We start from the raw sequence: 26,022 nt of genomic DNA on the forward strand, positions 1-26,022 counted from the left end.
TGCAGGTCGCTGTTTCATGGGTCTGGACGAGTGGTGCTGGCAGACGCCCCTCTACGCAACCGGCCGGCGCCAGCGTTGCCGGATGAGGCCACCGCGCACAGCGAGCAGCGCATACAGGACCTATGCAGCCACAACTGATCATCGGCGGCGGTGACCTGCGGCCGCCTTACCGATCAACGCCCTGACCTGCTGCTGAGCTGTCGGTAGCTGTCGACGTTGGTCAACGTTGAGCGCCCTTCCACGGCCCTAGGACGGCCCGGGAGGGCGCTCGTTGTCTAGTACTGCATCCGAAGCAGCGAGCGCCTTGCCGACCGTAGCGTAGAACCCAGTACTGCCAGCCGAGGCTGTGACAGAGCCGGATTCATTCAATGAAGCCCCTACCTCCACGTGTGCCGTCTATCCTCAGAGCCGAGCGTGCGTACCTTTTGACGCAGGGGGGAAAGTGAATAAAAGAAGTTGCAAGCAAGATAAGGTTGAGTCAGATGGAATTACTTTCGTCACATGCTCGGACGGTTCGTATAAGTCGCTGAACTATCACCGCAGCGCGAGCGGGACAAAGAATCGAAAAACTTGCTGGGCAGTACCGGTTAAGGATGAATGTCATTGTTTTTGCGAGTCGGAGATATCTAGCTGGATTGACGCCAATAGAAATAATTGGTTTATCTCCAAAGATGCGCTCAAGGTGCTGGGGGACCGTCAGGAAAGAGTCGCATTTTTCCCTGTGGCGCAGAATGGCTCAGATCCTCGCCATGGGTACCCGGTGACAAGCCGGGGTGGTGCAAGAAAGTACAGGCCTCCCAAAAATATTCTCGATCTGTGGTTGAAGTCCGGCAGGATCAATAGCGTTACTTACGAGCGCCTCATGACGGGGAGGATCTAGTGTCGAAAGCTGGCGTGTTCCGCCTGAGAGTGCCAGGTGAGTGGCGTGACGCCTGGCTATATAAGGAGCACGTGCTCCTGTGGGGCCGAGATGGATCCCTGTACATTCTGGATATGGCAAGGATCTCCAAGGCGGTACTCGCAAAGTACGGACCGTCTAAAGCGGGCCTTTTGGATTACCTTATTTTGAGGAATGACTGGAAGGCAAGTTCGGCGTTCCGGCGGATCATGAGTATGCCTGAGGTGGCGTCAGCTTTTCTGAGAGATTTTCGCCTAGAAGGTAGCGACCTCGACCTGACTGTAAGTCTGGAGCCGATCAAGATTGGGCATGAAGGTACGCCTGGTTATCTATTCGATTCCGCGATCTATGCAAATCGCCTTTACCAGGCGACCAGCGAGGGCCTCTTCGAATCACGTTTCAACCCGGACCGTGAAATCGACGAGATGCCTCTCGTGCAGTTCCTTGAACACGAGACAAGATGTGTTTCCGCGCAGTATATGGCGGTCAATGCTTCAGCCGAAGAGCGGGGTCTGTGGTTTGCCCCTATCAGGCTCTTTGATATTGATGGTGATGACTATGAATATGGTGAGGGGGAACTGTGGGATCCCTTTGGCGAGAATGAAGAAGGATATCCCGCCACCGTTATTCGAAGGTCGGGAAATAGGATGGAGCAAGTGGCGGATTATTCGGCTTCATGCTCGTCTGCGGCACGGCACCTCTTGAACTATACGGATGCGCCTATGCCTGGATTTCTTAGAGCACACGATGTGAGAGGTAGGTCCCATGAGAGAGCGCAGTTCGATGAATGGATGGTTACGGGATATGAACAGGAGAGGAGTATCGAAGAGTTGACACAAAAGGCATTGTCGTTTAAGGCATCGCGTGGTGAAGGGGATGAGGGTACGCCCGCCTGGGGTGAGGGTGTCGAAGTCCTAGGTAACTCCAGCTATCGCCTACTCGTTAAGAGGAATGACGTGCTGGAAGTCGTCAACGTCTCGGCATTCGAGAACCGTGATGTCGCCGTTAAGAAAAATGCTGAGTTCAGGAAAATGAATCTACGCGACGTCGGAGGGTCGGAGATCCTCTCCACGCGGGATCTGGCTTCGGGGTTCGCAATCGAACTCTTCGACAGTATTTCCGTGGTGACGGCTTCCAGTGTTTTTAGCGTGTACAGGGAGCCTGCTGCGCGGATTCGTACTTTCCGGGCGTCCAGGCGCTATAAGGATGTGCTGGCTATCGCTGGGGAAAAGGATCTAGCGCTTGTCGGCTTCGTCGAGTTTGATGACGACGAAGCGGAGTTCTAATGATCCCTCGATGAGGCAGTGGAATAGGTAGATCACAAGGTCGGTGGAGCGGCTTTGGGCTGGAGCTGCTTTGGGGCGAGTGATCATGGCCCCGTAAGCTTCCGGCGCGTCGGGCAGTCTGTGGACCTGCCCGTTAAAGCACGACGTTGGGGCCATGATCTTAGAGGCTCGCCCCAAAGTGGCTGCCTAAAGCCGTGGAGCCGACCGCCCCAGCCACAGAGGGTGTCTCCCACTTCATGCCCGCAGCTCGCCAGCGCGCCGCCTGGCGCGGCCAGCCGGGGCGAAGACAGGAGGCAGGCCGCGCCGCAGAGGCGGCGCGCGCCCGCGCCGCGCGCGGGCCTTGATGAAGTAGGGAAAGTTCTATCCCGCTGGGATGAGGCGCTTGCCGTCGTGGCTCCGCACATGGGGGCCGTTGCCGTCCAAGGCATCCAAGAGCCTGATCGCGAAGACCTCGGACATACGCTCCGAGACCTCGTCGGGCGTCAGCCACGAGACCGCCGTCGACTCACTCGACGTGCGCTCAGTACCGCCGGAGGGCTTGCAGCGGAAGACCAGGGCCACGATGCCTCGGGTCGTGTTCTTGTAGACGCCGGTTAGTTCGTCCACCTCGACGTGGATGCCCGTCTCCTCCAGGACCTCGCGGGCGACTCCCGCCTCGGGGGTCTCGTCGAGTTCGAGTACGCCGCCGGGGAGCTCCCAAGTGCCGTTGTCGGCGCGGCAGATCGCCAGGAGTCGACCATCCTCGCGCACCACAACTCCGGCCACAGATACGGAGTGCAGTGGCGGCAAAGTTGCTTCCTGGGTTTTACTCATGCACAGGAGCATAGGAGGAAGTGAAGGACTATGGGAACCGCAGTAGGAGGTGAGCGGTCCGTACCTCGCTACGTGCAGATCGCTGACGAGATCGTGCAGCAGATCAGGGCGGGTGTCCTCAAGCCTGGCGACATGGTGCCGAGTGAGTCGGAGCTGGTCGACCGCTATGGCGTCTCGGGGGGCACGATCCGCAAGGCTATGGTCGAGGTGCGTGCGAGCGGGCTCGTCGAGACCCGGCACGGCAAGGGCTCCATCGTGAAGGATCGGCCGCCCGTACGGCACCGGTCCTCCGACCGTTTCCGGCGCTCGCTCCGGCAGGGCGGCAAGGCCGCCTACCTCGCCGAGTCTGAGCAGTCCGGCGCCACGGCCAAGGTGAGCGTCCTGTACATCGGCCCCATGGAGGCCCCCGAGGATGCCGCCCGGCGGTTGGGCGTCCCCGCCGGCACTCAGGTCCTCGCCCGGCGACGCCTCTACTTCCGCAACGGCACGCCCGTCGAGACCGCGACCTCCTACCTCCCCTGGGATGTCGTGAAGGAGATCCCGGAGTTGTTCGCCGAGAACCCCGGCGGCGGTGGCATCTACGCCCGACTCGAAGACCACGGGCACGAGTTCGCCGAGTTCGCCGAGACGCTGCAAGCACGCCCGGCCTCCAAGGCGGAGGCGTCCGAGCTGGCGCTGAGCCCCGGTGCGCCGGTGGTCCATCTGATCCGTGAGGCCCGTACGACCGAAGGTCTCGTGGTCGAGGTCTGCGACACACTCATGGCCGCTGACCAGTTCGTTTTCGAGTACCGGATCCCTGCCGCCGACTGACGCACGCTCAACTCCCCTCAGCCCGTCGCGGGTTCGTCTTCGCGGCGGGTTGACTCATGTATAGGAGTCAGGCACTCTTCTTCATGTCACTCATATACATGAGTGGCGGAGTCGAGCCTCTGTAGAGGAGTGATCTGCTGTGCGTCAGATTCCCGTCGAGACCTCCGGCGCGACCCTGATGGTTGCCCAGCCCCCGCAGAAGAAGGTCGTCAACCGCCAGACCGGCCAGGTCGCGGTGGATCGCGACAGCGGCGAGACCATGTGGACGGTGGACGTGCTGTTCGTGATGAACGGCAACGCGGAGGTCGTCACCGTGGCCGTGCCCGAACCGGGTATCTCCGGCGAGCTGGCCATGGGCACTCCGGTCGCCCTCACCGGCCTGATTGCCCGGCCGTGGGAGAACGAGTTCAACGGCCAGAAGCGGTGGGGCATCAGCTTCCGCGCGGTCGCGGTCACGTCGCTGGCCGCTGCGGGCTCGGTGTCCGAGGCGGCTTGATCATGACGTGGTTCATGGTCGCTGTGGTTGTGGTCGTCGCCACTGCGGGTCTCCTGCGGTGGCGGCGCCCCGCCTGGTACTGGCTGACCTTCGGGGTCACCTTCGCGGTTGTGCGCGTCCTGGTCCGGTACGGCTCGGTCATGGACGCCTGCGGGTTGACCGTCCCGCCCTCGCGCTGGCGTCTCACCCTTGCTCGGGTCGCCAACCGGCCCGTGCCGGAGTCCCGCCCGCCGCGCATCCTGCGGCTGCGGCCCACCCGAACCGGCCTGGTGCTGCGGCTCAAGCTCCGGCCCGGCCAGGACGCCTTCGACATCGCTGCCGCGTCCGACCGGCTTCGCCACTCCTTCTCGATGTACGGCGTCACCTCGCGCGAAATCCGCTCCGGGGTCGTTGAGTTGCGGATGACCGGCTACGACGTGCTCAAGCGGGTGCAGATGCCCGCCAAGACCGACACGGCGCCGATGCGGGTCCCCGTCGCCCTGCGCGAGGACGGCACGGTCCACTACCGCGACTACCGGGCCATACCCCACGCCCTCACCCTCGGCGCCACCGAGTCCGGCAAGTCCGTCTACCAACGCAACCTGGTCGCCGGGCTGGCTCCGATGGACGTCGCCCTGGTCGGAATTGACTGCAAGCAGGGCGTCGAACTCTTCCCCCTCGCCCGCCGGTTCTCCGCGCTCGCCGACAACCCGGACACCGCCGCCGAACTTCTCGACGCGCTGGTGGCCCACATGGAGGACGTCTACCAGCTCATCCGCGCCGAACAGCGCATCACCGCCGACGTCCCGGACGCCGAGATCGCCGCTGGTATCTGGAACCTGCCCGAACACCTGCGCCCGGTCCCGATCGTGGTCCTGGTCGACGAGGTCGCCGAACTCGCCCTGTTCGCCACCAAGGACGAGGAGAAACGCCGAGACCGGATAATCACCGCACTCGCTCGCCTCGCCCAGCTCGGCCGTGCCGCAGGGATCTACCTGGAGATCTGCGGGCAGCGCTTCGGCTCCGAACTCGGCAAGGGCATCACCATGCTCCGAGCCCAGCTCACCGGCCGCACCGCCCACCGCGTCAACGACGAATCCTCGGCGAACATGGCCTTCGGCGACATCGCCCCGGACGCCGTACTCGCCGCCATCCAGATCCCCGCCGACATGCGCGGCCTCGCCATCGCGGGCGACTCGACCGGCGGCTGGCACCGCATCCGTGCGCCGCACACGACGCTGCGGCAGGCCGTGAACACCTGCAACCGGCACGCCGACCGAACCCCACACCTGGCCGTCCTGGCGCCGTTCCGGCCCACGCTCGGCATCCCCAAGCCGGTGGCTGCCCCGGCCGTCGAGTCCATCCCGGCCACTCCCTGAACTCTCCCGCTCCACGGTCGGCGCGACCGCCTCGCGCCAGGCCCCTACCCGAGCCATGCCCGAAAAGGAGATCACCCGCCATGTGCCCCAACTGCGAGGACTTCGCCCGCACGGTGGTGATGCTCGGCCAACTCGCCCTCTACGCCGACACCTTCGACGCCGACCAGGACTTCATCGACACCGTCGGCCCGTGCCTGGCCGCATCGCTGCCTGAGCCCCCGCCCGGACTGTTCCCTCCCGGCTACGACCCCACCGACGGCCCCGAGTACCCCGGCGAGGGGTGACAACCATGCCCAGCAAGATCCGCCTCGTCGTCCTCGTCCTGGCCGTGATTGCCGGTGCCCTGTCCTTCGCCCACCTGCATGACCTCGCCGCCGCTGCCGGGCAGACCGGATGGAAAGCCTGGGCCTATCCCGTCTCGGTCGACCTGCTGCTGGTCTGCGTGCTGCACCGCCTGCGCACCGACCGCTCCATGACGGCCTGGCTGTGGTTCCTGGTCGCCCTGGTCGCCTCACTCGGCGCCAACATCGCCACCGCTGGTGTCCTCGACCTGGACCAGGTCCCGGCCTGGCTGCGCATCGTCGTCGCCGGGTGGCCCGCGCTCGCCTTCCTCGGCGGCACCCTGCTCGCCCACGCGCCGACTGAGGCCGGGGACCTGGTGCCGGTTCCGCCGGCACCCACCACCCCCGCACCCGACATCGAGCCCGAACCGAGCCCCGATCCGGAGCCGGAAGCCGCTCCGGTCACCGCGTCCGAGCAAGCCCCGGCCCTGCCTGCCGCCGCACCTGCTCCGGTGCCAGCGGTCCCTGTCCCGGCCGCCCTGGTCGACCACGCCCGCAAGGTCGCCGACGACCACCAGGCCCGCACCGGATCCCCGATCGACACCGACACCCTGCGCACGCGCCTCGGTGTCCCGCCGCACCTCGTCGACGCCATTGCCGCCCAACTCGCCTGACCAGAGAGGAGAACCGCCCGCCATGCCCGCTCGCGACCACTTCCACTCGCTGATGCAGATCGGCCCCGTGCAGATCGGGACCCACCGCGACCGCCACGGCCAGACCAAGCACGCCGCCGTCTGCACCGCCGACCGCTGCGGCTGGTCCTCGGACTACGCCAGCCAGTCGGCCGCTCAGCTCGCCGCCCGCACCCACCGCTGCCGCGTCCGCTAGGAGACCGCCATGGAAGTACCGCTCTGGCTCGCCCTGCTCGCCGTCGGCTACCTCGGCGTCAAGCTCACCCGCCCACCCGCCTGGCTCATCGCCGTGCTCCTGCTCGGCGGCTTCCTCCTCGCCGACAGCGTTCTGGCCCCCGCCATCAACACCTTCGTCAAGTAGCCCACCACAGAAGGGAGATCACCCATGCTCCGCCCAAAGATCCCGACCATGCCCGCGCCGACCGGCCACGTCACCCCACCCGCCGTCGTCGAGCCAACCGCCGTCGTCCCGGCCTCCCAGACCCCGGCGCCTGCCCCGGTGGCCCCGACGCCGTCTCGGCCCACGGTCCAGCTCACCCCTGGTGCCCTGATCGCCGTTGTCGGCGGCGGTACAGCCGTGGTCCTGGTCGTCGGCGCCGTCCTGGTCTCGCTACTGCTGGCGGTCGCCATCACGGGCGTCTCGGTCGCCGTCTGCGCTGTCGTCCTGCGCTCCCTGCTGGCCTCCGAGGCCAAGCGACGCTGACCGGCCCCCGGGCGGCCTGACACCGCCAAGCATCCGCCGCCCGGGCGCCGTCCCTGTCCGATCCACTGAACCGGAGGAACCCCATCATGACCGGCCCCAACCCGGCCACCACAACAACCGCCCGAATCTGCCCGAACTGCGACGGCTTTGCCACCGCCGCGATATCGTCCGGCGGCCGCGACGCCCGCGGACACCTGCACACGCTCACCGTCGACTGCTCGGCCTGCCACGGCACCGGCACCCTGCCACTCCGACCCCGTCTGGCCGTGACCGCGTGGGAGGTCGCTGCCCGATGAGCATCTTCCGCGACCGGCTGCCTCGCGACACGGGCCACCCTCTCGACTCGGACAACGACCGAGCCATCGGCGTGGCCAAGGCGCACACGCGCCACGACCGCTCTCGCCCCGCACCGTCGAAGACCAAGGGCGACACCTCCGGCCCGTCCTCGGCCAAGGCCAACACCCCACAGAAGCGGGGGTGGCGCCGGTGACCAACTCCGCGACCTTCGCGGGCCTGGACCCGGTCACCCTCAGCGACGCGCTCAGGGTGGCCGGGCTCCCCGGCTTCGACCGCTGGCAGGACCAGATCCGCCGTACCGGCGGCTGCGCCGACCCGATCCACCTGACCGGCTGGGTCCTCCACAAGGACAAGACGACCGGCGAGACCCTGCACCACTACTCCACCGAGAACGAGCCGGGCGGACGCCTCCGTGTCGCCTGCGGCAACCGTCGCGCCTCGCGCTGCCCGGCCTGCGCCTGGACGTACGCGGGCGACACCTACCACCTCATTCGCGCCGGACTCGCCGGAGACGATCACCGCGACATCCCGGCCACGGTCCGCGATCACCCCCGCGTCTTCGCCACCCTCACCGCCCCGTCCTTCGGCGCAGTCCACAACCGCCCCGACCGAGGCACCTGCCGCTGCGGCACCCGCCACACCACCGAAGACCCCGCCCTCGGCACCGCCCTCGATCCGACGACGTACGACTACGCGGGTGCCGTCCTCTTCAACAACCACGCGGGCGACCTCTGGCAGCGCTTCACCACCCGCCTACGCCGCGAGATCGCAGCCCGCGCCGGACTCACCCGCCGCGAACTCCCCAACCACCTACGCCTCTCGTACGGCAAGGTCGCCGAGTTCCAGAAACGCGGCGCCCTCCACTTCCATGCCGTGATCCGCCTCGACGGCCCGGAGGGACCCGACACCCCACCGCCCGCCTGGGCCACCGTCGACCTCCTGACCGACGCCATTCGCGCCGCCGCGACGCACTCATACACCTCGGTCTCAGTCCCGGCCGCCGACGACCAACCGGCTCGCACCTTCCGCTGGGGCACACAGCTCGACGTCCGCCCCGTGAAGGCCTTCGGCGACGGCTCCGACATCACCGAACAGGCCGTCGCCTCCTACGTCGCCAAGTACGCCACCAAGGCCGCCGAGAACACCGGCACCCTCGACCGCCGCATCGGCGAGCTCTCCGAACTCGACCGCCACCAGGTCCCCGACCACACCCGCCGCCTGATCAAAGCCTGCAAGACCCTCGACCCGCTCTACCCGGACCGCCGCCTCTGGGCCTGGGCACACATGCTCGGCTTCCGAGGCCATTTCAGCTCCAAGTCCCGCCACTACTCCACCACCCTCGGCGCCCTCCGCCAGGCACGCGCCGACTACCGCGCCGCCCAAGAGCGTGAAGCGCTCGGCCTGGACGACAACGAGCCAGACACAGTCCTCGTCCTGGCCGACTGGCAATACGCCGGACACGGCCACACTCCCGGCGAGTCGGCCCTCGCCGCGACGATCGCCCGCGACCTTCAACTCAACCGCGAAACCGCCCGCGAGGCGCTCGCCACACTGGCCGACGAGAGGGAGTGGTGATCATGGCGTCAGAGCTGCCGAGCCGCTTCCTCACACCTGACGACCTGGTGGAGATGTTCGAGCTACCCAGCGTCGAGACGGTCTATCAGTGGCGCCGCAAGCGCACCGGTCCCCGCGGCTTCCGCGTCGGCCGGCATCTCCGCTTCGACCCGGAGGACGTACGCGCCTGGGTGGACTCCCAGCTGAAGGGAGCTGCCGCCTGATGGCCGGACACATTCAAGACCGCTGGTACAGGACCGAGACCGGCCCGGACGGCAAGCCCCGCAAGATGAAGACCGACCGACACGGCGTCGGCCTGCGCTACCGCGCCCGCTACATCGGCCCGGACGGCACGGAGAAGTCCAAGAGCTTCCCGGACAAGCAGAAGCGGCTGGCCGACCAGTGGCTGACCAACATCGAGGCCGACATGGCGCGCGGCCAGTACATCGACCCGAGGGCGGCCCGGGTCACCTTCCGCGAGTACACGGAACGCTGGCTCGCCGCCCTCACGACCGATCTGACCAGCCGGGCCGCCGTGGAAGGCAGGCTGCGCCTGCATGCTCTGCCGTACCTGGGCACACGCCCCATCGGCTCGTTCCAGCCCGAGCACATCCGCGACTGGAACCGCCAGCTCGAAGACGCCGTAGCGTCGGCGCAGTACCGGCGCCTCATCTTCGACGCCGTCTCCTCCGTGCTCAACGCGGCCGTAGATGACCGCCTGCTGGCCTCGAACCCCTGCCGCGCCCGATCGGTCAAGGCGCCTCGTCCTGCGCCGACACGCGTCCATCCGTGGTCCGCTGAGCAGGTCTTCGCCGTTCGTGCGGGCCTGCCCGAGCGCTACCGTGCCATGGTCGACGTGGGGGCAGGGTGCGGACTGCGACAGGGCGAGATCTTCGGCCTGGCCGTCGACAACATCGGTGACCTCGGCTGGCTCTACGTCCGCCAGCAGGTCAAGAAGGTTCGGGGCACGCTCGTCTTCGCCCCACCCAAGCGCGGCAAGCTCCGTGACGTCCCCCTCGATCCCGAGGTGTCGGCCGCGCTCCGCGAGCACATGGCGACCTTCCCGCCCATCGAGGTGACCTTGCCCTGGCTCACCCCGACCGGCCCCAAGGTCACGCACCGGGTCGTCTTCACGAGCAGCATCGGCGCAGCCATCTGGAGCCAGGGGTTCAACGACCAGGCGTGGAAGCCCGCGCTTGCATCCGCCGGCATCATCCCGGCCCCCGAGAAGGGCGAGCGTCACGCACCGGCCCGCGAACACGGCATGCACGCCCTACGCCACTTCTACGCCTCGGTCCTCCTGGACGCCGGGGAGAGCATCAAGGCCCTGAGCCTGTACCTCGGCCACAGCGACCCGGGGTTCACCCTCCGCGTCTACACGCACCTCATGCCGTCCAGCGAGACCCGGACCCGAAAAGCCATCTCCGCGATGTACCGGGCCGCCGGTCACGCTCATGACGGCCCAGAGACGGCCCAGGCTGCCTGACACGGCCCCTCATCGGCGGGAAACTTGCTGGTGAGGGGCCTTTTCATGCCCTCTCGCGGCAAGTAACACCCCATCTTGCCCGACCGCTACCCCTGGGGGGAAACGCGTATGGGCAGGGGGCTCTGACCTGGGGTTTCGCTGTTGGCGGCGATGCCGACCGTCGCTGACGGACGCCGTCGGCCGGCCTTGGGGAGCTTCGGACGGCTCAGGGACGGCCCAGGTCCGCCCAAGGCTGATCACTCGGCAGGCCCTGGTCAGTCGAGATCAGTAGGGAGAACTGTCGTGGCGGCGATGGGCCCGCCGGAGGCACTGCTTTGAGCGTTGCCTCGCCATGAGGTGATCAGCTCATGCCCTCCGGCCCTGTCCGTATGGGGGCGTGTGCCGACGGCGGCAGCGCCGAGCGGGCCGAAGGCAGGAGCGCGGGCGCAGTCGCGTACTTCGCGCAGGAGCACGGGGAGGCGGCCCGTCGGCGCTCGGTCCATTGCGCGGTGCTCGGCTCCGCCCTGGTCACCCTCGACGGGAGTTGGACGGACGCCGACCACGCCTGATCCTCGTCCCTCCGCATGGGGACCTTTGATGAAGAAGAGGACGACGTCTCCAGCACCCAGATACGCGTGTGCTCATCTGTGGCCATGGAGCCGATATGGACCAGCGTTGTGGCAGTGGCGGGCACGTTGTTGGGTGCCTTCGTCACCTACCCGTTTCAGCGGCTTGCGGCCAAGCGGCAGACATTGCGCGACGAGCGGATCGCCGCGTACACCGCCTTCGCCGCTGCGAGGAGGCCCCCTGCCCGCCGGTGTCGCGGGCAGGGGATGGTCACTTCACAGGTCCCGGCTCACTTCACATCGACGAAGTCGGCCAGGCCAGACCTGGCCTCGGTGAGGGACGTGCCCGCGAAGTGGTAGCGGTACTGGCCGTCCGCCGTTGCCTTCACGGTGGTCGTGGCCCAGCCGTTCCGGTCGGTCTTGACCTTCTTCAGCGTGGTGAAGGCGCCGCTCGTGCCCTTGCGGAACTGGAGCAGCACCTGGTGCCCGATGAGGGGCACGTCCTTGTGCTTCTCCCAGCTGGCGACGATCATCCGTGCCTTGACCGTGAGGTTCTCGCCCTTCTTCACCGGCTCCGGGGTGGCGTTGGCCAGGGACAGGTGGGTCTTGCGCTTGATGCGGGCCAGCGGCATGTAGTCCTCGCGGGTGACGTTGCCCTCGCCGTCGACGGCCACGAAATTGATGCCCCAGGCACCTGCGAGGGCGTTGCTGCGGACGTTCGTGTACGGGTCGGCGATCATGAAGGCCTCGCACTTGGACCAGTACTCGTCGACCTTCACACAGTTGCTGGACCCGACCTGCGCGATGCGCCCGTCAACTTCCGCCTCGGTCGCTCCGTGCTGCAGCTCGAACGACACGCTCTGGATGCCCGCCGGATCGTGGACCATCGCGGAGATCGGGAACTTGATCTTCCGTGCGGCCTCGACGACAACGGTGTAGTCGCGGTCCTGGTTGACCTTGATATCCCTGATCTGTGTGGGTGTGTCGTCCTGCTCGGCCCCGGCGGCCGGAACGGCGAGAGTGGCGACGGCCAGCGCGGCGCTGAGGGCAGCGGCGGTGGCGACAGTGGCGCGTATGCGCATGGTGTGGTTTCCCCCACGCTTGATGAATTGGGTGGTGATTTCACCTGCGTCAGACAGAGGGGGCGCGTGGGGGGTTGTGCGCTATTGCCGACCCTACCCATCACTTAACTCCTGCTTCTCCTGGGGTTCGTGAAATCATCGACTGTCGGCCAACTTCCTTGCGCGCGTGATGAATTTGGAAGCAAAAGCAGAAGCGAGGGACGGTCGACGGCTCGTCCATCAGCGGCGTCGACCATGCCCGCACCGATGGAACGGTGGGTTCCCGGGCATCAGGAGCTTGCTGTCGACTACACATCCAGTCGAGCCGGGGGGCAGATATGGACAACGGTCTAACCGCGCTGATCGCTGCGCTCGTTGGCGTGACGGGGACCTTGCTGGCTCCCGTCTTCTCGCAGCGGATCGTCTTTCGATTTCAGGAGCAACAGTTCGAAAGGCAACAGCAGGCAGTCCAGGCCCAGTGGGCGCGCGACAGAGAGGAAGCTCGTCTGTCCGAGCGGCGCGCGTGCTACATCGCGACCAACACGGCCTATCGCCGCTATCGCATCCAACTCATGAACTACCTGTGGGATGTCCATCAGGGCACGGTGACGTCTACCTGCCGCGATGAGCTGGAAGCCGCGCGCCATGCCCATCACGCCGCCTTCGCGGAAGCGCAGCTGGTCGCCTCGTCCGTCGTACTGGCCGAGTTGGACGCCATGGCCAAGGAACTCGCTCAGGCATACCGACGAGTCAAGCGCCTGGAGGAGGGGAATCCGGTGAGGTCGTTCGAGGAGATCGAGCAGGATCTCCAGGACCTGTGGGAACGATGGAAGCAGATGCGCGGCCTGATGCGAACGTGCCTCGGCGTGGAAGATCCTCCGCTGGGCCGGCCCCCGAATCAGGGTTGAGATCGCACGACGGAGCAGCGACCTGGGGCTTTTCAGCCGGCGGGCGCGCAACCGGCGGGGTCAGGCTGCGGGCATCAGGGTGCAGGCGTGCGGATGCAGGCGTCCGGGTGTATTCGCGGCAAGATCGCGAAATTCGGCGTGCCGATCGGACATTTTAGGACCTTTTAATATTAGCTACCCGTGACTGCACGAAATCGATTCGTCACGGATCGAATACACCTCACTTCACCGGAGATGACATGCACAAGCTTCGCAAGGCTTCCGTCGTCGTCGCCGCCCTCGGCAGCGTCGCTCTCCTGAGCACGGGCACCGCTGCCGCGCAGGGCATGGACGGCCACGGCAACTCCATCCTGCAGAGCTCCAACTGCAAGTCGCACGACCTGAACCTCGACGTCCTCGGCCAGGTCGGCGTGCTCAACGGCGTTCTGGGCAACGCGCTCAACGGCGAGGGCAACTCGGGCGGGCAGGACACCCACCTCGGCTCGCAGATGGGCTGCAACAGCAGCGCCTTCTAACCCCTGACGGGGTCCGCCGGCAGAGCGGACCGGTGCCCCATGGCACGAACTACCGGTGGAGTACGGACCGTGGGCAGACGGTCCCCGAGGTTCCGCCGATGGCAGTGCACCGGTACCCCGTGAGCCGTGCTGGCCTGAAACAGGTGAGGGGGCGGTCCGTGACTGGCGGACCGCCCCCTCACTTGCGTGGGAACTCCCACCTCAGTCCCGAGTCGCCGCTTCCTTCTTCCGTACGACCACCAGGGCAGCTCCACCGATCAGGACCAGGCCGATGGCGAGGCCCCCGATCAGCGGGGTCATGTCGGAGCCGCCGGTCGCGGCGAGGTTGGTGTCGTCGGTCGTGGTGCCGACGGTGGCGGGGCTGGGCTCGCTGAGAGTCTGGGTGTCGGGGCCCGCCGCGTCGGCCTCGATCACCTGCGTCATGCAGTCCAGCACGCCCGTGAACCGCTTCTCGAAGCCGGCCGGGCCCTGGATCGTGAAGTCGTACGCCTGGTCCTCCTGCAGCGGGACCGTCACCGTCCGCGACTCGCCCGCCGCGATCGTGTACTCGATTCCGAGCAGATCGAAGGTGAACGGCGCGTCGCCCTCGTTGGCCGCGGTGATGTCGACACCGCCCTTGTCGCAGTTCTCCACCGCGGACAGCGCGGGTATCGCACCGGTCTTCGCCCAGGTCGCACTCGCGGTCGCCGAGACGGTCGACTCGCTGGAGCCGGCCAGGATCTGCGTCTGACTGCGGCTCTCGGCGGCGAGGGCCCGCCCCACCGGCACCGTCGTCGAGGCCTGCACCGTCAACTCGGCCTGGCCGTCCGCCGCCTTCTCGGGCACCTCGAAGAACACCTGGCCGCCGTCCGCCGCGGACGTGACGGGCTTGCCGTCCTTGTCCACGATCCGCACGCCACTGGTGGCCGCGTCAGCCGGCGGCGTCACCGTCACGCTCTCGGCGTCGGTGCGCACCGTCACCGGACCGAGCCGCTCACCGGGGTGACCGGAGACCGCGGGCGGGTCGAGCGTCAGCGACGCCCTCGGCTCGGCCACGTCCCGCGCGCTCTTCTCGAGGTAGTCCGCGAGCTGCTCGGCCTGCGGGTCGAGGGCGTCGACGTCCACGCCGTCCGAGTAGCGCCAGATGGCCACCTGGGTGCCGGCCGCAGCGTCCTGCTCGGTGAGGCCGCCCTTGACACCCGCCCTGCCGGCGAGTGACGCGAGGTCGTTCACCTGCGGGTAGGAGTTCTGCAGGATCCAGCGGATCTTCCCGGCCTTCTTGTTGGCACCCAGCGAGGTGCCGCTCCAGGAGGTCTCGTGGTACCTGGCGTCGCGCTGCGTGGGGTTGTGGATGTCGACGCAGTACGTCTGCAGGGTGCCGCCGCCGTCGACGGACATCTCGAACAGGCCCGCCGAGATCTGCTGGTCCCCGGTGTCGGCGTGCACGACCGCCGCGCCGTATGTCTTCAGGCCACCTATGGTGGCGGTCGCCCCACCCTGGCCCTCAGCGGTCCCGTCGGCCGCGGCCGGGCCGGCACCGGCCACCACAGTGGCGGCGACGAGCCCGGACACCAGGGTCGAGACGGCGAGGCGGGCCGCCCCTCGCCCCCGCACCGACAGTGCAGAGAACGCAGCAAACACAGAATTCCCCTTCGAGCAGGACCCGTTGACGTCGGGGAAAGGTCCCACCAGCAGAATCACCAGCCCCGAGAGCTATGCCCGGCATCCTAGGTACGCGGCGCACCACGCTTCCCTGGGATCCCGTCAGAGGGCCGATCCGACTCGGAATCGTTATCGCCAAGATCCCCTGCGAGCAGGGCTTATCGACAAATCCCCCTGGGTCGTTCGGAACGCATTCGTCGATAAGCCGCAGTTCGGTCAGCCGCGGATGGTGACTGACGTCACGTCACCGCCACTGGTTCCGGGGCCTGTTGGGAGGGGCTGTCCGTAGGTGGCGTCTCCCAGTCGGGCTCGGGCCGGTCCGGTGACGCGGCGCCGCCGACCTCCGGCCGGGGAGTGCGCCGGAAGGCCGAGGTGCCGCGGGCGAGGTCATGGCCGATCGCCACCGCGTCGATGTCGGCCGAGGTCCAGCTCTGCCCCTCGCGGACGTCCGACCGCACCTTCAGCCTGCCCTGCACCACGACGGGGTCGCCCACGTTCAGCGAGCCGGCGGCGTTCGTGGCGAGCTGCCGATTGGCCCACACCGTGAAGAAGTTGGTGTGCCCGTCGGTCCACTCGTTCTTCGCCCGGTCCAGGTATCGCGAGGTCACCGCGAGCCGAAATCGCGCGGACGGTCCCGTCGCGAGCTCCCGGTACACCGGCTGCGTCGCCACGTTGCCCACCGCGCAGATGGTCGTCTCGTTCATCCTCGAACCCCTCCCTGGCCCGGCCTTTTCCGCCGGGCCGATACGCGTACGGGCCCGTCCCGTACGGCTGCGTCCGACGTGATGGCGGCGCGCACGCGACGGCTCGCGCCGCGTCGTCCTCACCGCCATCACCGCGACCGACCGCACCGTCGCGATCGCCGCGAAACCAGACTGCCTCCGTCGGGCCGGGCCCGCCGAGCCCTGTGGATCACCGCCCGTCTGTGGAAAACTCCGCCACTCGAAGGGGTGATCCACGGCCGTCACCGCAGGACGTCGTCCCCAGGACACCGCCTCTCAAGGCCCCGACCACCGCCTCTCAGAGGCACCGCCCGCCCCGGACTCCAGCTCACTTCACCGCTCCCCCGACCCCCATCACCCGCCCGTACTGCTCCCGAACCTCCCGATAACGCAGCAACTCGGCGGCCACCGGATCCAGCACCCGGGCCCGCCCGCACCCGGCCGCGGCCTCCCGCAACCGCCGTTCAGCCTCCAGGCCGTACCGCCTCGCCGGCCCGCGTGCCGCGATCCGGCAGCCCCACTCGACGAGCGGTCCGCCCACGATGCCGGCCATCATCAGCAGCACCGGCACGCCCAGGTTCGGCGCCATGACCCCGACGATCTGCGCCACCAGCCACAGCCCGCCGACGATCTGAAGGATCGTCATGGCCGCCTGGACCAGTACGGCGGCCGGCCACCAGCCCGGCCTCGGCGGCCGGCCCGGCGGCAGTCCGGCCCGCGCGGCCAGGTCGTCCAGCGCCTCGGGCAGCCCCTGGGCCCCTCGTACGGCCGCCTCGCGCACCGCCTGCGCCCAGGGCCCGGGCAGCCCGTCCGACGCCTGGTCGGCGACCGTCCGCACCGCCTGTTCGACGCGCTGGCGCGCGGTGGCCTCCTCGTCCGTCTGCATGCGCAGGGAGAGGCGTCCCGTCGGGGGTTCGCCCCGGTCCTGGTACCAGCGCCACAGCCGCAGCCACGGCGTCCCGCACGCGCGGTTGGCGTTGCGCAGCCAGGCCCGCTCGGCCGCCTCGCCCGCCGCGGTCGCGCCGATCGCGTCCGCGAGCCGGGCGGAGAACTCGTCCCGTGCCTCCTCGCTGAGCCCGGTCCGCCGGCGCGCGGCGTACACGGGCCGCAGCCGCCACCCCGCTGCCTCCACATCGGCCGAGATCCGCCGTGCCGCGGCCCCGCGTCCCGCCACGAACTGGCCGAGCGCCTCCCGCAGATCACCGACACCGTCCCCGGTGAGCGCGGACAGCGCGAGCACCGTCGCGCCCGGTTCGCCGTGCTCGCCCAGCGCGATGCCGTCCTCGTCGAGCAGCCGGCGCAGGTCGTCGAGGACCTGGTCGGTGGCCTCGCCGGGCAGCCGGTCGGTCTGGTTGAGGACGACGAACATGATCTCGGCGTGTCCCGCCATGGGCCGCAGATAGCGCTCGTGCAGCACCGCGTCGGCGTACTTCTCGGGGTCGACGACCCAGATCACCGCGTCGACCAGCGCCAGGACGCGATCGACCTGCTCGCGGTGCTGTACGGCCGCCGAGTCGTGGTCGGGCAGGTCGACCAGGACGAGCCCGCGCAGCTGCCCGTCCGCGGCCGCGCTCTGTGCCGGGCGCCGCCGCAGCCGCGGCGGGATGCCGAGCCGGTCGATGAGGCCGACCGCGCCGTCGCTCCAGCTGCACACCAGGGGCGAGGCGGTCGTCGGCCTGCGTACGCCCGTCTCCGAGATGGTCACTCCGGCGAGCGCGTTGAACAGCTGCGACTTGCCGCTGCCCGTGGCGCCGGCGATGGCGACGACGGTGTGCTGCCCGGAGAGCCTGCGTCGCGCCGCCGCCTCGTCGAGCACCCGGCCCGCCTCGGCGAGCGTCTTGTTGTCGAGCCGGGCACGCGAGAGCCCGACGAGTTCGCGCAACGCGTCGAGCCGGGCCCGCAGCGCCCCGTCGTAGGCGAGCGGCATCACGAGCGGCCGCCCGGAGGCCCGCGTCTCCGCGGCGACGGGCTGCTCCACGGGGGCGTTCTCATTCACCCGCCGAGCGATGAGCCCGTCGTCCCAGGGGGTCGAGGAATCCGTGCCGGAGGGGGCCTCCGCGCGGGAGGAGGGCTCGGGGCGGGAGGAGGGCTCGGGGCGGGAGGAGGGCTCGGGGCGGGGGGAGGACTCCTTACGGGGGGAGGACTCATTACGGGACGCAGAGTCCTTGCCCGAGCCGGTGGCACCGGCGCTCACGCGCGCGTGAGCGCCGACGTCCTGCACGCGCGCGTGGCCGCCGCTCGGCTGCTCCTCCCGCTTCCCGCGCTTCCTCCAGAGCTTGCGCCTCTCCGGCTCCTCGGCGGCCGCGGAGCTCTCACTCGCGCCGGACTCCGCCTCCTGGACCGCGGCGGAGCCCTCGCCCTCGCCGGGCCCCGCCTCCGCGGTGCGGTCACCCTCCGTGCGGTCACCGTTCACGGGCAGGCCGTCCTCGGAAGCGGCCTCCTCGGGGGCACTGCTCTCGCGCTCGGCGTCATTGTCGTTGTCGTCCGTGGTGGCGCTGTCCTCCGGGAGATCGACCTGTTCCGTCTGTTCGACGTGGTCCGTCTGGTCCTGTTCCGTTTGGTTCTGGTCAGTGACGGCAGTCACCGGTCACCTCTTCTTCTGCAGTACGGACAGCGCGGCGATGAGTTCGGCCTGGGGGTCCGGATGGATTTCCAGGGCGTCGAGCGGGGCGAGCCTGCGCTCGCGTTCGTTGTGCATGACCCGGTCCAGGTGCTCGGTGAGCAGCCGACCGGCCCGGTCACGCAGCCGCAGCGCCCCGTGCGCCCCGATCCGCTCGGCGAGCCCCTCCCCCGCGGACCGGGCCCGGCGGGCCCCGAGCACCGCGGTGGCGACGAGGGCGGCGACGACCTCGGGGTCCTGGACGACGCCGCGGTCGATGTCGTTCACCTCGTCCTCGGCGTACTCCTCGAGCTCGCGCCGCCATCGCCGTACGGACATGCCGATGCGGTGTTCGACGCTCGTCGGACCCGGGTCACGGTTCGTCAGCTCGGGAGCCTCGGCGGCCGGTTCGTGCCGCCAGACGTCGTCGACGCGTTCGTCGGCGGCGGTGACGGCGCACAGCAGGAGGGTGCTCAGGCTCTCCACCAGCGAGTCGAGGAGCTCTCCGGCGGAGCAGTCGAGCGGAAAGGCCCGCCAGCGCTTCAGCGCGTCACCGGCGAGCACGGCGCCGGACTGCAACCGGCTCCGCACGCGCGCGTACTCGCTGTCGTACGCCGAGTCGACGGCTGCGGTGAGCCGCAGCGCGGCCGCGTACTGGGCGGCGGCGGCGCCGGCGAGTTCGGGCATGCGGACCTTGAGGGAGTCCAGGAACCCCTGGGCCGTGCGGGCCAGGGCGTGCTCGCGTGCCGCCGGGTCGTTGGCGTGATGGACGAGCCAGCTGCGCAACTGCGCCACCGCCGTGGCCGGGAGCAGCCCGCCGCCCCAGGCCGACTCGGGCAGTTCGGGCACGGTGAAGCGGGGTACGTCGCCGAGGCCGGCCTTGGTCAGCAGCGCCCCGTACTGCCGCGACACCTCGGAGACGACCTGGTGGGGAACCCGGTCCAGGACGGTCACGAGGGTGGCGTCGTACTCCTTGGCGGTGCGCAGCAGGTGCCAGGGGACGGCGTCGGCGTACCGGGCGGCCGTCGTGACCATCACCCAGATGTCGGCCGCGCAGATGAGTTCGGCGGCGAGGGCGCGGTTGTCGGCGAGCAGGGAGTCGATGTCGGGCGCGTCGAGGAGGGCGACCCCGGGCGGCAGCGTGTCGGCGGTCTCCAGCCGCAGCACGCGCGCGGGATCCTCGCCGGGCAGCATCAGCTCCTCGGCCGGATCGTGATCGGGGACCCACACGCGCGTGAGGTCGGGCAGTACGCGCATCCCGCTGAACCAGTGATGGTCCTCCGGATGGCAGACCAGCACCGGCGTCCGGGTCGTCGGCCGCAGTACGCCCGCCTCGGTCACGCGTTTGCCCACGATGGAGTTGACGAGCGTCGACTTGCCGGCGCCGGTGGATCCGCCCACCACGGCCAGCAAGGGGGCTTCGGGTGCTCTGAGGCGGGGCACCACATAGTCGTCGAGCTGCGCGAGCAGTTCGTCGCGGTTGGCACGCGCGCGTGGGGCCCCCGCCAGGGGCAGCGGGAAGCGTGCGGCGGCGACACAGTCGCGCAGCGCGGAGATTGCGTCGAGCAGCTGAGGCCGTACGTCCAAGGTCACCACATGCGAAGAATGCCCAATTTTAGGGGAATTCTGAAGCATATGAGCATGTCTGCGCGCCGACGGAACATAAGGGACGGAAGGGACGACTGAGACACAGGCACAGTCCAGGCATAACGAGTGCACAACACCCGGTGCGCAAGAGGCCAAAAGCGGTGCACGATTCGTACCTGCCTGCGATTATCAGGACCGCTTCACCGAACCTCCACATCGAGCCACGGAGGCGAAGCAGCAGGGACACGGATGCGGGAGCCCTATCCTTGTCCCCGGCAACGTCACGGACCGACCCACACCCGGGCGCCAGGACCGAGCCCACCACGACCGGCCCCCGTAGCTCAGTGGATAGAGCAGGCGCCTTCTAAGCGCTTGGCCGCAGGTTCGAGTCCTGCCGGGGGCGCCCAGTCTCCGCCCTCCTTCGGGAGGGCGTTTTTGCTGGTCAGCGCGCATATCAGGTACCACGGCGAAGCCCCGGACGCCCTCTTCGCGATCAAGGGCAGACTCCGGGCTGTCGGACTGCCACCGGGTACTCGCGGGTGGCTGTGTCGACTAAGTGTCGAAGTTCCGTGCCTCGGCGTCAGCCGGTGGACGGCCGCTCGGGAAGATCCCCGGCAGCTTCGAGCCGCCCCTTCAGGGCGCGGGCGGTCTCCATTGCCCTCGTTGATCGATCTCCGTAGAGCTACGGATCAGTGGCCAAGGATGACCGACAACGATCAGTAGGCGCATGGTCCCACGGGCCCCGAGCAGGGAGACGCAGGTTACCTGGATCCCCGACAAGGCCCCGGGCAAGAAGAAGTAGCAGTACGAGCCGGCAGATTCCATGGCATTGACTGACCATCAGTTCCGCGGCGGTATCGTCAGGCTCAATCAGACATGGTCGGGTAGTCCGAGGGATCTGCGCTTCCCTGCTGTCGACCCCGCGCAGCTACCGAAAGAACCGCGATGCCTCACCGGCCTGCTTCCGCAGCCTCGGTCTCCACACCTGTCCTCGACCGGCCGTCGGCCACACCTGGGCATCCCCGGGGTGGGTTGTCGGCCGTCATCATGCTCTGGTGCCTGACGCGCCTGTGGCTTGTCCCCACGGCGGCGGGGGTCAACCCGTTCACGGGCCATGGCCGCATCGACCCGTCCGTCGACAAGGTGTACCGCGGCTGGTACGAGGTTCTGGGCAACGGGTCCTTCCCTCTGCACGACGTCACCTGGCAGTACCCGCCCGGTGCGGCTCTGCCCGTCCTTGCCCCCGCGTTGGTCCCGGGTCTCGACTACGGACGCGCCTTCATCGCGCTGACCGCTCTCTGCGACATCCTCATCTTCGTCATGCTGCTCTGTGTGGCACGAGTGGCCGGACGCGGTCTCGCCGGTGCCTGGTTTTGGACCGTGGGGCTGGCAGTGCTCAGCACCATGCCCTGGAATCGTTTCGATCTGCTCGTCACCGGGCTGGCCATGGCCGCGCTCGTGGTGGCGTCCAACCAACGTGCTTGGTCCGACCGGGTATTCGGCGTGCTTGTCGCGCTGGGCTCGATGGTCAAGATGTGGCCGGTACTGCTCCTCATCGGCACTCGCAAGGGCCGCCGCACTCGAAGAGTCTGGGTTGCCGCGGCGCTCACCACGCTGGCGGTCACCGCTTCCTTCGTGTTGACCATGCCGAACGCGTTCTCCTTCCTCTCCGGCCAGAGGTCCCGCGGCATCCAGATCGAGTCCGTCGGAGCCTTGCCCTTTCATCTCGCCCGCCATCTCGGCTGGAGCGGAACCTGGGCGGCCAAGGACGGCTCGCACGAGTTCGTCGGACCGTGCGTCGAGGGCGTCAGCCTCATCATGCAGGCACTGACCGTCCTGGCCTTTGGCTGGCTTTTGTACTGGCGCCGACGCTCGGACCTCGGCCATTCCCACGCCCTGCCCGACGCGGCCCTGACAGCCACCCTCCTCTTCGTCGTCACAAGCCGCGTGATCAGCCCGCAGTACATGGTGTGGCTGATCGGACTGGCCGCCGTCTGCCTGCTGCGCCCCGACACCACCCAGCGCCCTGTCGCCTGCCTCCTGCTAGCGGCCTGCGTGCTCACGACCCTGGACTTCCCACTGCTCTACCGCGAACTCCGCGACGACGGCGCCCCTTTGGCCATCGCCAACCTGTACGCCCGCAACCTGCTACTGGTCGCGGCAGCAGTGCTGTCCGGGCTACGGCTGTGGCGCGCGACCGCGCTCCGACCGGTTGATCGCAGCTTCCCGGGCTGAGAACTGTGACGCGGCACGGTGAGGGAACTCAGGTACCTGACCTGACCGCCATCACGCGTGCCGTCGACACCTGCCGGATCGTCTACGAGATCCCGATCAATGGCCGGCTCAGCACACATGGCGGCCTGGATCGACGACGCGGACGGCTGGTACAGCGACACCGCCCGGGAGTTGCCCGCCGACGGTGGCTGGACGTTCATCGCGGCACGCGCACCCCCCGCCCCTCAGCCCTCAGCGCGTCAGGCCTGCGGGTTGTAGGGGGACTTGGCGCGGGCCTCGTGCAGTGCCGTGCCCCACCACGCGAGTTCGTCGAGCATCACCTTGACCGCGCCGTTCGTGCCCTCGGTGTCCCGCGGCGTGCCGTCCTCGCCGAACGCCTCCCAGTAGAACGGGAAGGCGACCCCGTCGCGGATGGTGACGGCGTGCATCTCGGCGAAGACCTGGCGCAACTGCTCGACGGCGCGCAGGCCGCCGCTCTGGGCGCCGTAGGAGACGAAGCCGACCGGCTTGGCCTGCCACTCGGTGAAGTGCCAGTCGACGAGCGCCTTCAGCGAGGCCGGGAAGCTGTGGTTGTACTCGGGGGTCACCACGACGAACGCGTCGGCCGCGGCCAGCTTCGCGGAGAGCGGGAGCATCGCGGCCGGGCGTATCTCGTCGGCCGCCATGGCGGGCGGAGTCTCCGGCAGGGCGAGCGGCAACTGCGTGCCGGCGAGGTCGACGACCTCGACGTCGAAGGCGCCGTGCTCCTTGGCCAGTCCGGCGAACCAGGTGGTCACGACCTCACCGAAACGCCCCTCGCGGACGCTTCCGAGGATGACGGCGAGCTTCAAGGTGTCCGTGGACATGCGGGGTTACTCCTTCGTCAGGTTCGTCAAGGGAACAAAGAGGTGCCGAAGGGAAAGTACAACGTGCATTGCAACGAGTAAAGTGGTCGTTGTAATCCACGAGGAGGTACCACGATGACCAGGGCGGACAGCGGGCAGAACCGGCCACGCAAGGGGTTCCCGGAGAAGCGGCGAGCCATCCTGGAGGCCTCCCGGAAGGTCTTCGGGAGGGTCGGCTACCAGGGCGCGAGCATCGACGTGATCGCCTCCGAGGCCTGTGTGTCGACGCGCACGATCTACAACCACTTCGAGAACAAGGAACAGCTCTTCGCCACGGTGCTGATCGACAGCTCGGAGCAGGTGGCCGCCGCCCACGAGGCCATGATCGAGCGCCACCTCGGCAGCACGTCGAGCGCCGCCGGCCTGGAGGACGACCTGGTGGGCCTGGCCAAGGACTGGGTGCGGCCGCGCCCGGAGTTCACCGACCACTTCGCGATCACCGCCCGGATCAACGCCGAGGGCGAGAACTTCCCCGGCGACCTCCACGACGCCTGGCAGAAGGCGGGCCCCCTGCGCGTGCAGCGCACCCTCGCCGCCAGGCTGGCCCGGCTGGCCGAGCGCGGGCTGCTGCACGTGCAGGACTCCGAACTGGCCGCCCAGCACTTCGTGGTGCTGATCTCCAACACCTGGGGCCGGGGCCGGGCGGGCGTGGACGCGCTCTCCGACGACGAGATCCACGAGATCGCGGCGACCGGCGTCCACGCCTTTCTGTACGGCTATCTGCCTCGGGGGTGAACCGGCCGGCCGGGGCCCTCAACCGCCGTCACAGGACGCGCGGTGCCCACCGTCACAGATCCGTGCCCCCACTGACATCGAGATACTGCCCGGTGATCCAGCGGGAGTCGTCCGACGCCAGGAACGCCGCCACGTCCGCCACGTCGGAGGGCCTGCCGATCCGGTCGAAGACGGACCTCGCGGCGAGGGCGGCCCGCGCCTGGGGGGTCTTCCTGCGCCGGGCGTTCATGTCCGTCTCGATGAACCCCGGCCCGATCGTGTTGACGGTGATGCCGCGACCGCCGAGCTCCTTCGCCAGGCACAGGGTCATCGTGTCCAGCGCGCCCTTGGACATGGCGTACGCCACGGAGTCGGGAAAGGCGCGCCGTGTGGCGAGCGAGGAGATGTTGATGACGCGCCCGCCGTCCCGCATCCGCCGCAGCGCCTGCTGCACGAGGAAGAACGGCGCCTTGGCGTTGACGGCGATCATCCGGTCGAAGACGTCGGGAACCGACTCCGCGATCGGCCCCGAACCGCTCACGCCCGCGCTGTTCACCAGGATGTCCAGCGAGCCCCCGGTGTCGACCGCCCCCCGCGTCTGCTCCAGCACCCCCGCGTCGAAGGCCGCGAAGACGGCATCGGCGTCGCCCGGCACCCCGAGCTCCGCCCCGACCGGGAAGGCCAGGCCGCCGTCCTCGCGTATCCCCGCGACGACTTCCAGCGCGGCGGCCTCACTGTGGCCGTAGTGAACTCCGACCAGCGCACCGTCACGGGCGAGTCGCTCGGCGATGCCTCTGCCTATGCCCCGGCCTGCCCCGGTGACAAGGGCGATCTTGCCTGTCAGTGCGCGTTTGGTTTCCACGATGACCCCGTGTGCAGAAGTCCCTGTGCGAGAAGAGAAGGGACGGAGCGGAAGACGATGTTCGGAAGGAGAGCGAGCCCGTCAGCGCTTCAGGAACTCCCGGTACCACACGGAGTGTCGGGACATGATCTGCCCGAATCCGGCCCCGGGATCGACGCCGACGCCGGCCCAGAAACCGCCGTCAGCGAACCAGTGGTCCACGGCGAGCATGCCGAGGTGGTGCAGCGCGCGCGGCTGTCCGGCGAGCCGCGTCCGGGCCTCCTCGACGGCCAGGGGCGGGCCCGGCAGCCGCAGGCCGAGCCGCTCGGCCACCGTGTCCAGCAGTACCGAACCGTCCACCGGCTCAGGGTGGCTGACGTGATGTGCGCCGGCCAGTGCCCGGTCCGACAGCCCGGCGGCGACGACCGCGCGCCCCAACGCCCGTACGTCGACGACGGAGTGGCGGGCGATGCCCTCCTTCAGGCCCGCCGACAGCAGCGCCAACAGGCCCACCATCCCCGGCACCACCCATCGGTCACCGGCCCCGAGCACGAGGTGCGGACGCAGTACGACCCCGCCCGCGTCCAGCACATGCCGCTCGGCGGCGGCCCGGGAGCGGCTGGTCGGCGAGGCCGGCGCGTACGGCAACCCACCCACGGGAGCGCCGGTGAAGGGGCCCCTGCCGTACACGGCGGCCGTACTGACGTAGACGACGCGGGCCACGCGGGCGCGGGTCGCCTCCTCGACGAGGGCGCGGGTGCCGTGGTCGTTGACGGTCTCGGCGCGCCGCTCGTCGTCGCCGATGTAGGAGGCGCAGTGCAGGACGACGTCGACGCCGGCGCAGACACCGCGCAGGGATGCCGGGTCGGCGAGGTCCGCCCGTACCACGTCCGCCGCGAGTGCGTCGTCCGTGGGGCCACGGCCCGCTGACAGGCTCGCCGTCTCGCGCAGCAGGAGCCGGACCGGCGACGTCGTGCCGCCATTCCTCAACTCCCCCAGGGATGCGACGACATGGCCCCCGATGAAGCCGCTGCCTCCGGTGACGAGGATGCGTGGTGACACGGTGGGGTCCTCCCTCTCGGCCTGCGATCCGCAG

Annotated in this window: 29 protein-coding genes and 1 tRNA gene; 21 read left to right on the forward strand and 9 right to left on the reverse strand. The window is 68.7% G+C overall.

Translation table 11 applies throughout. The features are described from left to right. Positions 1-993 precede the first annotated feature (993 nt). Entirely contained in the window at positions 994-2,184 is a 1,191-nt protein-coding gene (locus EJ357_RS16155; RefSeq protein ID WP_126392295.1) for a hypothetical protein, read from the forward strand. Positions 2,185-2,544: 360 nt separating this feature from the next. Here EJ357_RS16155 and EJ357_RS16160 read toward each other — a convergent pair whose 3' ends face one another. Beyond that, positions 2,545-3,009: an NUDIX hydrolase gene (locus EJ357_RS16160; RefSeq protein WP_175647411.1), complete on the reverse strand. Its 465-nt coding sequence runs from the start codon at positions 3,007-3,009 to the stop codon at positions 2,545-2,547. An 18-nt stretch (positions 3,010-3,027) separates the two neighbouring features. Between EJ357_RS16160 and EJ357_RS16165 the strand changes: the two genes are divergently transcribed. The 14 genes from EJ357_RS16165 (at position 3,028) to EJ357_RS16230 (ending at position 11,222) form a co-directional block, all read left to right on the forward strand. After that, a complete protein-coding gene (locus EJ357_RS16165) occupies positions 3,028-3,807 on the forward strand; it encodes a GntR family transcriptional regulator (RefSeq protein WP_126392296.1) in 780 nt (259 codons plus the stop codon). 139 nt (positions 3,808-3,946) lie between these two features. Then, the gene (locus EJ357_RS16170) at positions 3,947-4,303 is read left to right on the forward strand and encodes an SCO3933 family regulatory protein (protein WP_126392297.1); all 357 of its coding nucleotides are present in this window, start codon (positions 3,947-3,949) and stop codon (positions 4,301-4,303) included. 2 nt (positions 4,304-4,305) lie between these two features. After that, complete coding sequence (locus EJ357_RS16175) at positions 4,306-5,661, forward strand: FtsK/SpoIIIE domain-containing protein (RefSeq protein ID WP_126392298.1); 1,356 nt, start codon at positions 4,306-4,308, stop codon at positions 5,659-5,661. Between the two features lie 80 nt (positions 5,662-5,741). Next, the gene (locus tag EJ357_RS16180; protein ID WP_126392299.1) at positions 5,742-5,945 is read left to right on the forward strand and encodes a hypothetical protein; all 204 of its coding nucleotides are present in this window, start codon (positions 5,742-5,744) and stop codon (positions 5,943-5,945) included. Between the two features lie 5 nt (positions 5,946-5,950). After that, positions 5,951-6,616 carry a DUF2637 domain-containing protein gene (locus EJ357_RS16185; RefSeq protein WP_126392300.1) on the forward strand — a complete coding sequence of 222 codons (666 nt, stop codon included), beginning with the start codon at positions 5,951-5,953 and terminating at the stop codon, positions 6,614-6,616. Positions 6,617-6,638: 22 nt separating this feature from the next. Further along, on the forward strand, positions 6,639-6,830 hold the full coding sequence (locus EJ357_RS16190) for a mobile element transfer protein (RefSeq protein WP_126392301.1): 192 nt from the start codon (positions 6,639-6,641) through the stop codon (positions 6,828-6,830). Positions 6,831-6,839: 9 nt separating this feature from the next. Further along, complete coding sequence (locus tag EJ357_RS16195; RefSeq protein WP_126392302.1) at positions 6,840-6,995, forward strand: hypothetical protein; 156 nt, start codon at positions 6,840-6,842, stop codon at positions 6,993-6,995. A gap of 24 nt (positions 6,996-7,019) precedes the next feature. Further along, positions 7,020-7,337, forward strand: a complete 318-nt coding sequence (locus EJ357_RS16200; protein ID WP_126392303.1) for a SpdD-like protein — start codon at positions 7,020-7,022, stop codon at positions 7,335-7,337. 86 nt (positions 7,338-7,423) lie between these two features. Beyond that, on the forward strand, positions 7,424-7,633 hold the full coding sequence (locus EJ357_RS16205) for a hypothetical protein (protein ID WP_126392304.1): 210 nt from the start codon (positions 7,424-7,426) through the stop codon (positions 7,631-7,633). After that, the gene (locus tag EJ357_RS16210; protein ID WP_126392305.1) at positions 7,630-7,827 is read left to right on the forward strand and encodes a hypothetical protein; all 198 of its coding nucleotides are present in this window, start codon (positions 7,630-7,632) and stop codon (positions 7,825-7,827) included. The genes EJ357_RS16205 and EJ357_RS16210 overlap by 4 nt, the downstream gene beginning before the upstream one ends. Further along, positions 7,824-9,209 carry a replication initiator protein RepSA gene (gene repSA, locus EJ357_RS16215; RefSeq protein ID WP_126392306.1) on the forward strand — a complete coding sequence of 462 codons (1,386 nt, stop codon included), beginning with the start codon at positions 7,824-7,826 and terminating at the stop codon, positions 9,207-9,209. The genes EJ357_RS16210 and repSA overlap by 4 nt, the downstream gene beginning before the upstream one ends. 2 nt (positions 9,210-9,211) lie before the next feature. Then, the gene (locus EJ357_RS16220) at positions 9,212-9,412 is read left to right on the forward strand and encodes a helix-turn-helix transcriptional regulator (protein ID WP_126392307.1); all 201 of its coding nucleotides are present in this window, start codon (positions 9,212-9,214) and stop codon (positions 9,410-9,412) included. Then, on the forward strand, positions 9,412-10,674 hold the full coding sequence (locus EJ357_RS16225; protein WP_126392308.1) for a tyrosine-type recombinase/integrase: 1,263 nt from the start codon (positions 9,412-9,414) through the stop codon (positions 10,672-10,674). Before EJ357_RS16220 ends, EJ357_RS16225 begins: the two co-directional genes overlap by 1 nt. Positions 10,675-11,021: 347 nt before the next feature. Beyond that, entirely contained in the window at positions 11,022-11,222 is a 201-nt protein-coding gene (locus tag EJ357_RS16230) for a hypothetical protein (RefSeq protein ID WP_126392309.1), read from the forward strand. A gap of 287 nt (positions 11,223-11,509) precedes the next feature. Here the strand turns inward: EJ357_RS16230 and EJ357_RS16240 are convergent, their stop codons facing one another. Then, entirely contained in the window at positions 11,510-12,301 is a 792-nt protein-coding gene (locus EJ357_RS16240) for a hypothetical protein (protein ID WP_126392311.1), read from the reverse strand. 317 nt (positions 12,302-12,618) lie between these two features. Here EJ357_RS16240 and EJ357_RS16245 point away from each other — a divergent pair, with 317 nt between their 5' ends. Then, complete coding sequence (locus EJ357_RS16245; protein WP_126392312.1) at positions 12,619-13,188, forward strand: hypothetical protein; 570 nt, start codon at positions 12,619-12,621, stop codon at positions 13,186-13,188. Positions 13,189-13,427: 239 nt separating this feature from the next. After that, positions 13,428-13,703 carry a hypothetical protein gene (locus EJ357_RS16250; RefSeq protein WP_126392313.1) on the forward strand — a complete coding sequence of 92 codons (276 nt, stop codon included), beginning with the start codon at positions 13,428-13,430 and terminating at the stop codon, positions 13,701-13,703. Between the two features lie 201 nt (positions 13,704-13,904). Here EJ357_RS16250 and EJ357_RS16255 read toward each other — a convergent pair whose 3' ends face one another. The 4 genes from EJ357_RS16255 to EJ357_RS16270 form a co-directional block, all read right to left on the reverse strand. Beyond that, positions 13,905-15,323, reverse strand: coding sequence for a Cys-Gln thioester bond-forming surface protein (locus EJ357_RS16255; protein ID WP_126392314.1), 1,419 nt, complete (start codon positions 15,321-15,323; stop codon positions 13,905-13,907). A gap of 260 nt (positions 15,324-15,583) precedes the next feature. Beyond that, on the reverse strand, positions 15,584-16,048 hold the full coding sequence (locus EJ357_RS16260; RefSeq protein WP_126392315.1) for a single-stranded DNA-binding protein: 465 nt from the start codon (positions 16,046-16,048) through the stop codon (positions 15,584-15,586). A gap of 346 nt (positions 16,049-16,394) precedes the next feature. Then, positions 16,395-18,650 carry a YfjP family GTPase gene (locus tag EJ357_RS16265; RefSeq protein ID WP_126392316.1) on the reverse strand — a complete coding sequence of 752 codons (2,256 nt, stop codon included), beginning with the start codon at positions 18,648-18,650 and terminating at the stop codon, positions 16,395-16,397. 3 nt (positions 18,651-18,653) lie between these two features. Next, positions 18,654-20,261 (reverse strand): dynamin family protein, encoded by a 1,608-nt coding sequence (locus EJ357_RS16270; RefSeq protein ID WP_126392317.1) that lies wholly within the window; start codon positions 20,259-20,261, stop codon positions 18,654-18,656. Positions 20,262-20,582: 321 nt separating this feature from the next. Here EJ357_RS16270 and EJ357_RS16275 point away from each other — a divergent pair. The 3 genes from EJ357_RS16275 (at position 20,583) to EJ357_RS48305 (ending at position 22,745) form a co-directional block, all read left to right on the forward strand. Beyond that, positions 20,583-20,655 (forward strand) — tRNA-Arg (locus EJ357_RS16275). 629 nt (positions 20,656-21,284) lie between these two features. After that, on the forward strand, positions 21,285-22,487 hold the full coding sequence (locus EJ357_RS16280) for a glycosyltransferase family 87 protein (protein WP_175647412.1): 1,203 nt from the start codon (positions 21,285-21,287) through the stop codon (positions 22,485-22,487). Positions 22,488-22,586: 99 nt separating this feature from the next. Beyond that, positions 22,587-22,745, forward strand: a complete 159-nt coding sequence (locus EJ357_RS48305) for a hypothetical protein (protein WP_175647413.1) — start codon at positions 22,587-22,589, stop codon at positions 22,743-22,745. Here EJ357_RS48305 and EJ357_RS16285 read toward each other — a convergent pair. Continuing rightward, positions 22,727-23,332 carry an NADPH-dependent FMN reductase gene (locus tag EJ357_RS16285; protein ID WP_126392319.1) on the reverse strand — a complete coding sequence of 202 codons (606 nt, stop codon included), beginning with the start codon at positions 23,330-23,332 and terminating at the stop codon, positions 22,727-22,729. The two genes, EJ357_RS48305 and EJ357_RS16285, sit on opposite strands and share 19 nt — an antisense overlap. Before the next feature lie 114 nt (positions 23,333-23,446). Between EJ357_RS16285 and EJ357_RS16290 the strand changes: the two genes are divergently transcribed. Next, positions 23,447-24,106, forward strand: coding sequence for a TetR/AcrR family transcriptional regulator (locus EJ357_RS16290; RefSeq protein ID WP_126392320.1), 660 nt, complete (start codon positions 23,447-23,449; stop codon positions 24,104-24,106). A gap of 52 nt (positions 24,107-24,158) precedes the next feature. Here EJ357_RS16290 and EJ357_RS16295 read toward each other — a convergent pair whose 3' ends face one another. Continuing rightward, positions 24,159-24,947, reverse strand: a complete 789-nt coding sequence (locus EJ357_RS16295; protein WP_228473073.1) for an SDR family oxidoreductase — start codon at positions 24,945-24,947, stop codon at positions 24,159-24,161. Between the two features lie 81 nt (positions 24,948-25,028). Then, positions 25,029-25,988: an NAD-dependent epimerase/dehydratase family protein gene (locus EJ357_RS16300; protein ID WP_126392321.1), complete on the reverse strand. Its 960-nt coding sequence runs from the start codon at positions 25,986-25,988 to the stop codon at positions 25,029-25,031. Between the last annotated feature and the right edge of the window lie 34 nt (positions 25,989-26,022).

The organism is Streptomyces cyaneochromogenes, assembly GCF_003963535.1.
GTDB lineage: Bacteria > Actinomycetota > Actinomycetes > Streptomycetales > Streptomycetaceae > Streptomyces > Streptomyces shaanxiensis.